Source organism: Arthrobacter sp. Dra40, assembly GCF_059091905.1.
Map to the genome: position 1 here is coordinate 25,801 of NZ_JBNHHB010000043.1, position 13,248 is coordinate 39,048.

The following is a 13,248-nucleotide window of genomic DNA, read 5'->3' on the forward strand; positions in this document are numbered from 1 at the left end:
GGAGGGGCAGGACAAGGCGCGGGCGATCCCAACCAGCACCTCGCCGTCATTTGCCCTGGTCCACTGGCTCCGCCGTCGCAAAAACAGCTGCGTCGTCCGCCCGGTTCACTGACCCGGGAACTCTCTTCGTGGCGCCGTCGATGTGGCCGGATGGCTTCGTTTCTTTGGGGGCTCAACGGTTTGGGGCGTTGTACCGTGGATTAACCGCAGGACCCTCGTTGGTCCAACAGATCTCATCAGGGGAGCCATGCCGTACGTTGTCGACTTCAAGAACGTTTCTACTGAGGGCCTGAAATCGTCGCCGTTCGCCGAGGCACTGGCAGGATTACGCGCCAACGAGGCGCGGTACTACAGCAACAAGTACGACCACGTCTTCACCGTTAGCTCCGCGAGCGAGGTTCCGGAGGTGATCGATCGGGTCAGCCGCATCCTCAAGGAAGAGCGCGACATCGTCATCGGCTCCCGCGCCCTCGAAGCAACAAGCTTCGAAGTCGAAGGTCTCCGGATGGATTATGTGTTCTACGAGTCGGGGCTGTCCATCAACGTCATGTACAGCATCGAGGAGGGCGGGAAGCGAGCCGTCGGATTCAAACTGGCGGAAGGCATGGAGATTCCCGAGGAACTGGCATCCCGTTTCAAGTTCGCCCGGCAGAAATCCAAGCTGGCGGGCATTATCCGCGGTTCCTACTTCGTGATCAAGGGCGAATACTGACGCGCACGCTGTCGATGGCATTGGCAACTGACAGAGACAGCGACGACGACCTGGTCAGCCGGGGCACTGCTTGTGACCCGCATCACTGTCCCGTGTGAGGCGAACCACAAACAAAGCCCACTATGAGCTTGCATGTTTAGGTGTAGCCTGATACAAGCACCAGTGCTGGTGCTGACCAAGGAGTCGAACCATGAGTATCGAATCAAGCTCCGCGGCGGGAACCGTCCCGACTGGAAGTGGTCGCAGGGCTGAAAATCCCGTACCAGCGCAAGGCAATGTTGGGGCACCCCAGGCGAACGCCGGCCCGCTCTTTGCCGATCCGGCCGCTCTAGGCCTGGGCGCTTTCGCAATGACCACCTTTGTCCTCAGTGTCATCAATGCCGGCATGATCCCCAAGGCCGACGAACCCGTAGTCCTGGGACTGGCACTGTTCTATGGCGGTATGGCTCAGTTTGCCGCGGGAATTTGGGAATTTGCCAATCGCAACGTCTTCGGCGCGACAGCCTTTTGCTCCTACGGAGCCTTCTGGCTGTCCTTCTGGTTCTTGAGCCAGTTCAGCGCGGCCAGCCTGCCGCCGGCGGAGGCCGGCAAAGCCGTCGGCCTGTACCTCCTGGCTTGGGCCATCTTCACCGCCTACATGACCATCTCCGCATGGCGGGTCAGTATGGGCGTCTTTGGCGTTTTCGTCTTCCTGACCCTGACCTTCATCGCACTGTTCCTTGGCGCCTTCTCCGGGGCAGCCGGGCTCACTGCGCTGGGCGGCTGGCTGGGCATCGTGACGGCGCTCATCGCCTGGTACTGCTCCTGCGCGGTGGTGGCGAACTCCACCTTCAAACGGGCCGTGCTCCCGGTGGGTCGACGGTGAAAGACCATGGCCGCAGACCGGACAGAATCGGATGAGACCCTCGCGAACCTGTTACACGAACAACGGCGCTTTCCTCCGGAAGCCGGCTTCTGCGCCCAAGCCAACGCCTCGTCGTCGGAATATGACGAAGCCGACGCCGACCGGTTGGCGTTTTGGGCGCGGCAGGCAGGGCGGCTCGACTGGTCCCAAACCTGGACTGAGGTTCTGGACTGGTCAAACCAGCCCTTCGCCAAATGGTTCGTCGGCGGCAAACTCAACGCCGCCTACAACTGCCTGGACCGACATGTAGCTGCCGGACGCGGAGACAAGGTCGCCTACTACTTTGAGGGCGAAGCGGGGGACACCCGCATCATCACCTATGCCCAGCTCACCCACATGGTCTGCCAGGCAGCGAACACGCTGATCGGTTTGGGTGTCAGGCCCGGTGACCGGGTGGCCATTTACATGCCCATGATCCCGGAGACCGTGGTGGCGATGCTGGCCTGCGCGCGGATCGGAGCGCCGCACACCGTGGTGTTCGGCGGGTTCTCCTCCGACGCACTCAAGACCCGGATCCACGACTGCGACGCGCGCATTGTCATCACCTCCGACGGCGCCTACCGCCGCGGCAAGGCCAACGGATTGAAGTCCGCCGTCGACGAGGCCCTGCTGGACTGCCCGGACGTGCGCAACGTCCTAGTGGTCCGGCGAACCGGCCAGGAAATCGACTGGACATCCGGCCGCGACATCTGGTGGCACGAATCGGTGGAGCTGGCTTCCACCGATCACCGTGCCGAGGCCTTCGACGCCGAACATCCCCTGTACGTGATGTACACCTCCGGCACCACCGGCAAGCCGAAAGGCATCCTGCACACCACCGGCGGGTACCTCACGGCGTGCGCCTACACCCACTGGGCAGTGTTCGACCTCAAGGCGGAGTCCGACATCTTCTGGACAGCCGCGGACATTGGCTGGGTTACCGGGCACAGCTACATCGTCTACGGGCCCCTGGCCAACGGTGCTACGTCCGTGCTGTACGAGGGCACGCCGGACACCCCGCACCAGGGCCGCTGGTGGGAAATCATCGACAAGTACAAGGTCTCGATTCTCTACTGCGCCCCGACCGCCATCCGAACCTTCATGAAGTGGGGCGCCGACATACCCGCCAAGTACAGCCTCAACAGCCTGCGCGTGATCGGCACAGTCGGCGAACCTATCAACCCGGCTGCCTACATCTGGTACCGGGAGAACATCGGGCACAACCAGACGCCCGTGGTGGACACGTGGTGGCAGACCGAGACCGGGGCCATCATGATCAGTCCGCTCCCCGGGGTGACGGCCGGTAAACCCGGCGCCGCCATGAAGGCACTGCCCGGGGTGGTCGCCGATGTGGTCAACGACGAGGGCACGCCGGTGGGCAACGGCTCCGGCGGCTACCTGGTACTGAAGGAACCCTGGCCGTCCATGTTGCGCACCATCTGGGGCGACAATGACCGGTACGTGGAGACCTACTGGTCGCGGTTCCCGGGGCTATACTTTGCCGGCGACGGCGCAAAAAAGGACGAGGACGGCGATATCTGGCTTCTCGGCCGAGTGGACGACGTCATGAACGTGGCAGGACACCGGCTTTCCACGACGGAAATTGAATCGGCGCTCGTCGCCCATCCAAAAGTCGCCGAAGCCGCGGTTGTCGGCGCCCAGGACGAGACCACCGGGCAGGCCATCGTCGCTTTCGTCATCCTGCGCAGCGAGGCGGGCGACGGCGGACCTGAGGTCGTGCAGGAGCTGCGGGAACATGTGGCCAAGGAGATCGGCAAGATCGCCCGGCCCCGGCAGATCATGGTGGTAGCCGAGCTGCCCAAAACCCGTTCCGGCAAGATCATGCGCCGGCTCCTCAAAGACGTGGCGCAGGACAGGCCGATCGGGGATGTCACCACCTTGGCGGACTCGTCTGTCATGGAGCTGATCAAGGCCGGCATGCCAGGCGGCGCCGGTGGGCTGCACTAGCAGGCGGCCACGTAAGCCTGAAGCCGGCGCCCGGCGCCATAGTGTTTTGCACAGCGATGCGGTCCAACCCTTGCCGCTGAACCCCTTCTTGGTGTCGAATCTGTTAACAGCAAGCGAGTGTGCAGGGACGAGGATGCCTACGACGCCAGGAGGCGCTCATGTCGGGGAAATCCGCCAACGGCTTGGCAAAGGGATCGGGGCGGAGCGCCGATCCGCGGCGGTCGGAGGGTTCCGCCGCGGCAACGGTCTCCCGGCCCGAGCAAATCCGCAACGTGGTGTTGGTAGGCCACTCCGGGGCCGGGAAGACGATGCTCGCCGAGGCCATGCTCGTCGCGACGGGCGCCATCAACCGGATGGGTTCCTCTCTGGAGGGCACCACCGTCAGCGATTCGGATCCTTCAGAGATCCACCAGCAGCGCTCTGTGGTGCTATCCGTCCTCCCTTTTATGCACGACGACGTCAAGATCAACCTCCTCGACACCCCGGGGTATTCGGACTTCACGGGGGAACTGCGGGCCGGCCTGCGCGCGGCTGACGCGGCACTGTTCGTGGTGTCCGCGGTCGATCGCATCGATGCGGCGACCGTCGCGCTGTGGGATGAATGCTCCGCCGTCGGGATGCCGAGGGCGGTAACGATCAGCCGACTGGACCACCCGCGCGCCAACTTCGAGGCGGCGCTCGCCGACAGCCGCCGCGCATTCGGCGAGTCGGTGCAACCGCTGTACCTGCCGGTGCGGAGCGGGGCCGAGGTCGTCGGGTTGCATGGGCTGCTTTCGGGCACCGTGTCGGAGTACCACGAAGGGGAACGTCAACCGGTCTTCCGCCCCGCGGATGCAGGGGAGTTGGCAGCTGCCGAGGAGGCCCGCAGCGCCCTGATCGAAGGCATCATCGCGGAGAGCGAAGACGAGTCCCTGATGGACCGATACCTCGGCGGCGAGGACATTGGGCTTGATGTTCTCTTGTCCGATCTGGAGACCGCCATCGCCCGAGGCTCGTTCTACCCGGTGCTGGCCACCTCGTCGGAAACGGGACTCGGCGTTGCAGAGTTGCTGGACATGCTCCCGCGGGCCTTCCCGTCCCCGCTCGAGCGTCCCGCGCCGCAGGTCAGGGGCCTTTACGGCTCGCCAAGCATCCCGCTTCGCTGTGATCCGGACGGCCCGCTCGCCGGCGAAATCGTCCGCACCAGCACGGATCCATTCCTGGGCCGGGTATCCCTGGTGCGGGTGTTCTCCGGAACCCTGCGGGAGGATTCGGCCATCCACGTCTCCGGGCACGGGCTCGCCGACCGGGGCCATGCCGACCACGACAGTGATGAAAGGGTCACTCATCTGCACGCCCCAGTCGGGGCGACCTTACGGTCGGTGTCCTGTTGCATCGCCGGCGACATTTGCGCGTTGACGAAGATCGGCACCGCCGAGACCGGCGACACCGTGTCGGGGAAGGAGCACCCGATGCTGATCCAACCGTGGGAGATGCCGGAGCCGCTGTTGCCCGTCGCAGTCGAGGCTGCGACACGCAACGATGAAGCCGCGTTGGCCAAGAGCCTGGCCAAGGTGGCCGCCGGTGATCCCACGCTGCGGGTGGAACGCAATCCGGAGACGCACCAGCTCATCCTGTGGTGCATGGGCGAGTCCCACGCCGAGGTGGTGCTCGACCGGCTGCGCGGGCAGGGCGTGAATGTGCAGACAGTGGACGTGGTCACGCCGCTGCGGGAAACGTTCGCGGCGGCGGCTCCCGGGCACGGACGCTACGTCAAGCAATCCGGCGGGCACGGCCAGTTCGCCATCTGCGACATCCAGGTTGAACCGCTCCGGCAGGGTGCCGGGTTCGAATTCGTGGACAAGATCGTCGGGGGCGTGATCCCCGGCCAGTACGTCGCCGCCGTCGAAAAAGGTGTGCGGTCGCAGATGGAAAAGGGCGTCTCCGCCGGATTCCCCGTCGTGGACATCCGGGTGACGCTGGTGGGTGGCAAGACCCACAGCGTCGACTCCTCCGACGCTGCCTTCCAATCTGCCGGTGCCCTGGCCCTGCGCGAAGCCGCCGCGGCGGCCCGCATCCAGTTGCTTGAGCCGGTCTCGGCCGTGACCATCACGGTACCCGACGACTATGTGGGAACGGTCATGAGTGATTTGTCCGCCCGGCGCGGCAAGCTCACCGGGTCGGACTCAGCGGATGGGGAGGGCACCGAAATCAGCGCCGAGGTTCCCGAACAGGAATTGCTGCGCTACGCCATCGAGCTTCGGGCTCTGACCGGAGGCACCGGACGCTTCCGGCGCGCCTACCTGCGCCACGACCCCGTGCCGTCCAACGTCGCGGGCGAGAAGGCGCAACGGTAGGGCGCTGCAGATAGGGGTTACGTGCCGGCGCGGACCACCTGTGCGAGCTTCCCGAGGGCGTCCGTCCAGCCGGCCCGATGCAGGGCGATCCGTTCTTCGGTTGCGAATTCGCCCTGGGTGAGTGTGATCCATGTGTGGCCGCCCTGGGGGTCGAGGGAAAGCGTGACGATGGTTTCTCGGTCGTCGGGCGTGGGTTCCTCCCACCGGAACGTGTAGACGAGGCGGTGCGGAGGCTCGACCTCGAGGAACTCACCGGCGAGGTGGAACGGCTCGCCGTCAGGCGGCTTCATGGTCAGGCGGTAGCTGCCGCCTGGTCGTGGGTCGAGCGTGGCCTCGGTCGTGGTGAAGCCTTCGGGGCCCCACCATTTCGCCAGCTCGGCCGGTTCCGTCAGCATGCGGAAGACCCGCTCGCAGGGTGCTTCCAGCATGGTTTCCAATTCCAGTGTGTGTCCGCTGCTTCGCTCGGTCATTGGATCCTTCTTCAGGGAAACGCTGTGCGAGGGGACCACGGCATCGCGCCCTCTGCCTGCCCAGCGTAGTGCCGGGACGAGGCCCCGGCTAGGAGACCTGCACCGGCCGGGCGCTCGCAGAGTATTCGGCGAACCATCCGGATCGGCGTCCCGTCGCTGGCATCAAGGCGCCTCATCGTCGAGGGTCGCATCCGCGCCTGTGTGATGGACGTCCCCGCGTGGCAGGTGGGACCATGGCTGTGTCAACGGCCCACCAGCGCCGACGGCTTTGGGCCGGAGGCGGCAGCAGGAGGAACCATGTCTTGGTCCGGTCTTGATCCCATCGTCGATCGCTACCATCACGCCTTGGATGCCTTCGTCCGGGGGGATCCTGCGCTTCAGAAGGAACTGTTTTCGAGGCAGGATGACGTGACGCTCGCCAATCCGCTTGGGCCGCCTGCGCGGGGCAGGGAACAGATTGAGAAGGTCATGGAGCGGGCGGCTTCCTTGCTCAGGGAGGGCGAGCCCACCCGGTTCGAGCGGGTGTCCGCGTACGCCGGGACAGACCTGGCCTACATGGTGGAAATCGAGCGGACCCGCGCGAAGGTCGGCGGCTCCGATGAGCTACTCCCGGTGTCGCTGCGGGTCACCACGGTATTCCGGATGGAGAACGGCCAGTGGAAGGTTGCCCACCGCCAAGCGGATCCAATCACTTCCCCGCGGACCATCGACACGATAGTCGATACCGATCAGCCCTAGCCCAGACCGTGCGTTGACGACGGCGCGGTGCCGTTGAACGTCAGCCGTGGGAGCGAAGGAACTCCGTCACGCGCGCTGCCAAGGAGGCACCGACGTCGTCCGCCGAACGTTTGAGGCCCTTCACGCTGAAGGAGTGGTCGCCGCCTTCCTGCCAGTCCAGGACGGCGTTCGGCCCGATCCGCTCGACGACGGATTCGAGCAGTTCGCGGGTGGCGAAGGTGTCGCGGGTGCCCTGCAGGAAGAGCATCGGCAGCGTGAGGCCGTACAGGTGTTCGTCGCGGAGCTTCTCCGGCTTCCCGGGCGGGTGCAGCGGATAGCCCAGGTACACCAGGCCGGCGGCGGGCATGCCCTCGGCCACGGCCATGGACGCCATCCGGCCGCCGAAGGACTTCCCGGCCGCCCACAGCGGCTCGCCGTCGGAACGCGCGGCAGCTTCCTGCATGGCCGCGCGCCAGGCCTCGATGGCGGCCGGCGGGCGGTCGGGGAACCGCTTGCCGGCCTCCCGGTAGGGGAAGTTGAAGCGCAAGGTGGCAACGCCGTCGTCATTCAATGCACGGGTGAAGCCCGCCAGGAATGGGTGGTCCATGCCGGCACCGGCGCCGTGGGCCACCACCACCGTGGCCACCGCGGCAGCCGGCCGGGCATAGACGCCGGAGACGGTGCTCGGGCCGGCGTCGATGGACACATGTGACTCGTTGGCTTGCATGCTCCCATGATGCCCTCGCCAGAAGCCGCGTGTGTATGTTTAGGTGTTCCCATGGCCAGCGAACAAACAACGCTGACGGTCGAGGGACCGCACGGTGAGCGTGAGGTACGCATCTCCAGCCCGAACCGGGTGATGTGGCCCGAGCTCGGCATCACCAAACTGGATCTGGCGCGCTACATCGCGGAGGTGGGGGAGGCATTCATCCGCGCCAACGGGGATCGTCCGGTGTCCCTGCAACGGTTCTCCGACGGGATCGACGGCGAGCAGTTCTTCTCCAAGAATCCGCCCAAGGGTGCTCCGGACTTTGTCCGTTCGGTGATGGTGGTTTACCCGAGCGCCCGTTCGCACCCGCAGCTGGTGCTCGATGAGCCCGCCGCAGCCGTCTGGGCGGTCCAGATGAACACCGTGGTGTTCCACCCGTGGCCTTCCCGGGCCGAGAACTCCGACAACCCCGACCAGCTGCGCATCGACCTCGATCCCCAGCCGGGGACGTCCTTCGACGATGCGATCCCGGTGGCGATCGAGCTGAAGTCGGTGCTGGCCGAGGCAGGGCTTGAGGCGTTCATCAAGACGTCCGGAAACCGTGGGCTGCATATGTTCGCCCCGATAGAACCCACGCACGAATTCCTGGATGTGCGCCACGCTGTCATTGCGGCCGCGCGGGAGATTGAGCGGCGGATGCCGAAGCAGGTGACGACTTCCTGGTGGAAGGAGGAGCGCGGGGAACGGGTCTTCGTGGACTTCAACCAGGCCAACCGCGACCGGACCATGGCCGGTGCCTACAGCCCGCGGGCGCTGCCGCATGCCTCGGTTTCTTGCCCGATCGGCTGGGACGAACTGGAGACTGCGGACCCGAAGAACTTCACCATTGCCACGGTGCCGGACCGCTTGAAGTCAACCGGCGACCCCTGGGCGAAGATGCACGACAACCCGGGCAAGATCGACGTCCTGCTGGAATGGTGGGAACGCGACCTCGCGGCCGGGCTGGGGGAGATGCCGTTCCCGCCGGACTATCCGAAGATGCCGGGCGAGCCGCCGCGGGTGCAACCCAGCAGGGCGCGCAAGAAGGACTGACCGCCTACTCGAACCGGGACGGGTCGCCGGCGCCGAGGCGGACTACCTCGGCGGTGCCGCTGGAGAAGTCGACGACGGTGGACGGTTCGGAGCCGCAGTCGCCGGCGTCCACCACCGCGTCCACCACGTGCTCCAGCCGCTCCTTGATCTCCCAGCCTTGGGTCATCGGTTCGTCCTCGCCCGGCAACAGCAGCGTGCTGGAGAGCAGCGGCTCGCCCAGCTCCGTCAGGATCGCCTGAACGACGTTGTTGGAGGGAATGCGGACTCCGACCGTCTTTTTCTTCGGGTGCAGCAACCGGCGGGGGACTTCCTTGGTGGCCGGCAGAATGAAGGTGTAGCTGCCCGGCGTGGCCGCCTTGATGCTGCGGAAGACCCTGTTGTCGATGTGCACCAACTGGCCCAGCTGGGCAAAGTCCTTGCACACCAGGGTGAAGTGGTGCTTGCCGTCCAGCTGGCGGATGGTCCGGATCCGGTCCAGGGCATCCAGGTTGCCCAGTTGTGCACCGAACGCATAACAGGAGTCGGTCGGATACACGATCAAAGCGTCGGACCGGACAAGATCCACAATCTGGCCTATCGACCGAGGCTGCGGATTCTGGGGGTGGACGTCGAAGTATCTGGCCATTCCCTGAGCTTACGACCCCGGGCGCTGGTTGATCCACGAGTTGATCCGGGAGCAGAGCGTCTGGTGTCAGTGCAGGCGGCGCTCCCAGCCGGCAGGCACACGCCCTGCCGGACCCGGGACGGGCTGGCTGAGCGGGTGGTGCTCGGGCGGAGCCAGCACGGGCCCTTCGTAGTATTGCCCGGTGGCATAGTTCCAAAACCACTCCTCGCCCGGTTCAAAGGAACGGACAAATGGGTGGCCGGTGGCGGCAGCATGCGCGCTGGCATGCTGCGAGGGCGAGGAGTCACAGCAGCCTATATGCCCACACTGCGCGCAACGGCGCAGATGAAACCACCACCCGCCCTGCGCCTCACAGTCGGCGCAGCCAGTGCCGCTCGGCACCGCGGAAGGATCAATCCCTGGCGGATAGTCCATCTGATTGCTTCCTTTTCGCGAGAGTCCACCGGTGAGGGCGAGTCCTTCGCATGATAGAGGAGTGGGTGATCGGTGTTAAGGCCCCCCAGACCGTTGTGAAGCTTCCCGCCGGTGGGAACCGGCCGGCGGGGATTCCATCTTCGTCCGTCACGGCGATGGCGCTCAGCTTGAACCATGAAGACAGTTTTGATCAGGTCGTCCACCGCCCTGAACTCGAAGGAAAATGCTCCGAGTGCCCGGCATGCTGAGCGCAGGGTCGACTAACGCTAACCCGCCGCATGAACCCATTGAAAAAGTGCTTAAACGCATGGTTTGCTTGTCCCGTCAGAGCCCCGGCGGCTCGACTAGAGAAAGGAATGTGCGATGGCCGAGACTGAGAACCGGGCCGAGCACACCGTCGCCGAACATCAGCACGGTGAGAACTGCGGCCATGAGTCCGTGCAGCACGGGGACCACGTGGACTACGTCCATGACGGACACAAGCATGCCGAACACGAAGACCATTACGACGAGCACTAGGCGAACATTCGAAAGGGGCACTGCGCGGCAGTGCCCCTTCACTGTTTAAGGCCGTGAAGCACGACTGGAGACAGGCATCGTGCCGGGTCCGGCAGGCCAGGAACCCTGGTTGTACTGCGTCGCACCGAGGCGGGCAGGCGCCGTTTCACCGCGGCGCTTGAGCCAGCTTTACCGTGGGCGTGTTCGCGGCCGGCCGGTCCGGTTTGCGTGGACCCGGCTGCGCTCTACAATCGGAAGGCGGTTTGCCGAAAGGTTGCTTTCACAACCCCGGCCCGGTGAACTCTCGATGAATTCTTCCAACAAGATTGGGTAACTAGGTGGACCTCACCTTCATAGTCGCGCTCGTCGTCGTGCTGGCGCTGTTCTTTGATTTCACCAACGGCTTCCACGACACGGCGAACGCGATGGCTACGCCGATTGCCACCGGGGCGATCAAACCTAAGACTGCCGTGGCGCTGGCCGCCGTGTTGAACCTGGTGGGAGCGTTCCTGTCCACGGAAGTGGCCAAGACCGTCTCAGGCGGACTCATCCGCGAGGGCGAGGGCGGCATTCAGATCACGCCGCTGATGATCTTTGCCGGGTTGATCGGTGCGATTGTGTGGAACATCGTCACGTGGCTGCTGGGCCTGCCGTCCAGTTCCTCGCATGCCCTCTTCGGCGGGCTGATCGGTGCCGCAATCGTGGGCGCCGGCTTCCAAGCGGTGGACTACGGCGTGGTTGTGTCCAAGGTGCTGCTGCCGGCCATTCTGGCCCCCTTGATTGCCGGAACGGTGGCGTACCTGGCGACCAAACTGGCCTACTGGATCACCAAACGGGACGAGAGTGCCGCCAGCCCCAAACGCGGCGGTTTCCGCTACGGCCAGATCTTCTCCTCCTCGCTGGTGGCCCTGGCGCACGGAACCAACGACGCGCAGAAGACCATGGGCGTCATCACCCTGGTGCTGATCGCGGGCGGTTTCCAGGCGGCCGGCACCGGCCCGGAATTCTGGGTCATCTTGTCCTGTGCCCTGGCCATCGCCATCGGCACCTACTCCGGCGGGTGGCGGATCATCCGCACCATGGGGTCCGGCCTGACCGAGGTCAAGCCCGCCCAAGGCTTCGCCGCGGAGTCCTCCACGGCGTCGGCCATTCTGGCCTCCTCCCATCTGGGCTTCGCGCTGTCGACCACCCAGGTGGCCTCCGGTTCGGTGATCGGGTCCGGGCTGGGCCGCAAGGGAGCGAAGGTCCGCTGGGACACCGCCCGGCGCATCGGCATCGGCTGGCTGTTGACTTTGCCGGCGGCCGGCGGCATCGGTGCCCTGGCCGCGTTCATCGCGCACCTGGGGATGGTTGGCGTCGTGATCGATGCCGTTGCCGGTGCGGCGGTGATCGGCCTGATGTACATCATCTCCAAGCGCAACCAGATTGGTCATGACAACGCCATCAGCGACGTGGACCAGGCCGGTGAAATCGTCAGGATCAAGCGCAAGAAGAAGCGCAAGGCCACCGCCAAGAAACGGGCCAAACAGCAGGCTGCGTTGTCGGCCGCCAGCACGCGGACCACAAACAATCAAGACGGCACCGATGAAGGGGCGGCACGATGACCATCGACTGGCTGGCATTTCTGATTGTCGCCGTCGCGACCCTCGTTTCGGCACTGCTCGTCGTCGGGTCCTACGGCCTCGGCGTTCGCCTGTTGGCCGTGGCTTCCGACGCGCCCGAGTCGCGCCGCTCCGCTTACCGCGGACTGGCCTACCTGAGCTTCGCGGTGGCTGCCGTGGCCGTGGGCTACGGCATCTACCTGATCGTGCCCGCCTTTCACTAGTCCTTCCCGCTGGCTAGCATGGGCCCATGGCCCGGACTATCTACTATGTCGGCAGCTCGGTGGACGGGTATATTGCCGACCGCAGGAACAAGCTTGACTGGCTGATGCAATTCAACGACGCGGCCGGCGTCCAAGACAGCATCGAAACGTTCTTGCAGCGCATCGGCGCGATCGTGATGGGCTCCGAGACGTACAAATTCCTGTTGGAACAGCCGGATGTCTGGGCCTACGGCTCAACTCCCACGTGGGTTTTCACGCACCATGAACTGCCAGGCATCCCGGGGGCAGACATCACGTTTGTGCGCGGCAGCGTCGACATTTTTCATGAGAGCATCTGCGCCGACGCGGGGGAGAGGGACGTGTGGCTGATGGGCGGCGGCCAGCTCGCTGCGCAATACGCTTCCGCCGGACTCTTGGATGAACTGATTCTCACTCTGGTCCCGGTCGCGCTGGGCGGCGGTCAGCCGCTATTACCGGTCTTAGGCACGACGGCGCCGGCTCGGCTCCGTGCCACTCGCCTCTTGGGCGATCTGGTAGAGCTGCACTACGACCTCACGCCCGCCAGCAGTTGAGCTGCGCTGGGATGCTCGGGTGAATCCTTAAATAGTCCGCTGCCCACGTGCGATGTTTCTCCAACGGGCGCACCTATGCCGATGATGTTTGCCGGTCTTTTCCCGAGAGCGAAACAGGTAGTGCCGGTACATCGCCAAGCCTGCGCATGGATCCCGGCTGGCACCGCACTCCAGCCTCTTTTCACTGCAGTTCGCAAGGATCCGAAACTGTCCGACCCGGCTTATAGGCTGTTTTCAGTAGCAGTTCAGCACCAATCGTTGGCCATCAGGTTGGGTTTCCTGATGGCGTCTGCGGGCTTTGTTCCGCGACCGTTCGTAGTCGATGCCGTGCCCTGTGGGCATGCTGAAGATTGAGACGCACTCATGTTTGATCCGGCACCAGCTGAACCTCCCGCCGCAGCTTTGGCTGCCGCGGAGCAGTCCTCCG

The 13,248-nt window shown here is 64.9% G+C and carries 14 protein-coding genes; 10 read left to right on the forward strand and 4 right to left on the reverse strand.

Annotated elements, in window-relative coordinates; translation table 11 throughout:
- Nucleotides 1–247 precede the first annotated feature (247 nt).
- From AC5RWT_RS17570 to AC5RWT_RS17585, 4 genes are all read left to right on the forward strand, one after another.
- Entirely contained in the window at nucleotides 248–712 is a 465-nt protein-coding gene (locus tag AC5RWT_RS17570) for a DUF8821 family protein (protein ID WP_494081269.1), read from the forward strand.
- Nucleotides 713–902: 190 nt separating this feature from the next.
- Entirely contained in the window at nucleotides 903–1,577 is a 675-nt protein-coding gene (locus AC5RWT_RS17575; RefSeq protein WP_494081270.1) for an acetate uptake transporter, read from the forward strand.
- 6 nt (nucleotides 1,578–1,583) lie between these two features.
- Nucleotides 1,584–3,563, forward strand: a complete 1,980-nt coding sequence (acs, locus tag AC5RWT_RS17580) for an acetate--CoA ligase (protein WP_494081271.1) — start codon at nucleotides 1,584–1,586, stop codon at nucleotides 3,561–3,563.
- Nucleotides 3,564–3,721: 158 nt separating this feature from the next.
- Nucleotides 3,722–5,899 (forward strand): elongation factor G-like protein EF-G2, encoded by a 2,178-nt coding sequence (locus tag AC5RWT_RS17585; RefSeq protein ID WP_494081272.1) that lies wholly within the window; start codon nucleotides 3,722–3,724, stop codon nucleotides 5,897–5,899.
- Between the two features lie 17 nt (nucleotides 5,900–5,916).
- Here the strand turns inward: AC5RWT_RS17585 and AC5RWT_RS17590 are convergent, their stop codons facing one another.
- Nucleotides 5,917–6,369 (reverse strand): SRPBCC family protein, encoded by a 453-nt coding sequence (locus AC5RWT_RS17590; protein ID WP_494081273.1) that lies wholly within the window; start codon nucleotides 6,367–6,369, stop codon nucleotides 5,917–5,919.
- Nucleotides 6,370–6,666: 297 nt separating this feature from the next.
- On the opposite strand from AC5RWT_RS17590, the gene AC5RWT_RS17595 reads away from it, so the two are divergent.
- On the forward strand, nucleotides 6,667–7,107 hold the full coding sequence (locus tag AC5RWT_RS17595; RefSeq protein ID WP_494081274.1) for a YybH family protein: 441 nt from the start codon (nucleotides 6,667–6,669) through the stop codon (nucleotides 7,105–7,107).
- Between the two features lie 40 nt (nucleotides 7,108–7,147).
- Here the strand turns inward: AC5RWT_RS17595 and AC5RWT_RS17600 are convergent, their stop codons facing one another.
- Nucleotides 7,148–7,813 (reverse strand): alpha/beta hydrolase family protein, encoded by a 666-nt coding sequence (locus AC5RWT_RS17600; RefSeq protein ID WP_494081275.1) that lies wholly within the window; start codon nucleotides 7,811–7,813, stop codon nucleotides 7,148–7,150.
- A gap of 51 nt (nucleotides 7,814–7,864) precedes the next feature.
- On the opposite strand from AC5RWT_RS17600, the gene ligD reads away from it, so the two are divergent.
- Nucleotides 7,865–8,887 carry a non-homologous end-joining DNA ligase gene (ligD, locus tag AC5RWT_RS17605; protein WP_494081276.1) on the forward strand — a complete coding sequence of 341 codons (1,023 nt, stop codon included), beginning with the start codon at nucleotides 7,865–7,867 and terminating at the stop codon, nucleotides 8,885–8,887.
- 4 nt (nucleotides 8,888–8,891) lie between these two features.
- On the opposite strand, the gene AC5RWT_RS17610 is transcribed toward ligD, so the two are convergent.
- Together AC5RWT_RS17610 and AC5RWT_RS17615 are read right to left on the reverse strand one after the other, a co-directional pair.
- Nucleotides 8,892–9,512, reverse strand: coding sequence for an L-threonylcarbamoyladenylate synthase (locus AC5RWT_RS17610; RefSeq protein WP_494081277.1), 621 nt, complete (start codon nucleotides 9,510–9,512; stop codon nucleotides 8,892–8,894).
- Between the two features lie 66 nt (nucleotides 9,513–9,578).
- Nucleotides 9,579–9,926, reverse strand: coding sequence for a UBP-type zinc finger domain-containing protein (locus tag AC5RWT_RS17615; protein WP_494081278.1), 348 nt, complete (start codon nucleotides 9,924–9,926; stop codon nucleotides 9,579–9,581).
- Between the two features lie 363 nt (nucleotides 9,927–10,289).
- Here AC5RWT_RS17615 and AC5RWT_RS17620 point away from each other — a divergent pair, with 363 nt between their 5' ends.
- The 4 genes from AC5RWT_RS17620 (at nucleotide 10,290) to AC5RWT_RS17635 (ending at nucleotide 12,821) form a co-directional block, all read left to right on the forward strand.
- Nucleotides 10,290–10,445 carry a zinc transporter permease gene (locus tag AC5RWT_RS17620; RefSeq protein ID WP_494043913.1) on the forward strand — a complete coding sequence of 52 codons (156 nt, stop codon included), beginning with the start codon at nucleotides 10,290–10,292 and terminating at the stop codon, nucleotides 10,443–10,445.
- 317 nt (nucleotides 10,446–10,762) lie between these two features.
- Nucleotides 10,763–12,028: an inorganic phosphate transporter gene (locus AC5RWT_RS17625; protein WP_494081279.1), complete on the forward strand. Its 1,266-nt coding sequence runs from the start codon at nucleotides 10,763–10,765 to the stop codon at nucleotides 12,026–12,028.
- Nucleotides 12,025–12,249 (forward strand): hypothetical protein, encoded by a 225-nt coding sequence (locus AC5RWT_RS17630; protein ID WP_494081280.1) that lies wholly within the window; start codon nucleotides 12,025–12,027, stop codon nucleotides 12,247–12,249. Before AC5RWT_RS17625 ends, AC5RWT_RS17630 begins: the two co-directional genes overlap by 4 nt.
- A 26-nt stretch (nucleotides 12,250–12,275) precedes the next feature.
- On the forward strand, nucleotides 12,276–12,821 hold the full coding sequence (locus tag AC5RWT_RS17635) for a dihydrofolate reductase family protein (protein WP_494081281.1): 546 nt from the start codon (nucleotides 12,276–12,278) through the stop codon (nucleotides 12,819–12,821).
- Nucleotides 12,822–13,248 lie beyond the last annotated feature (427 nt).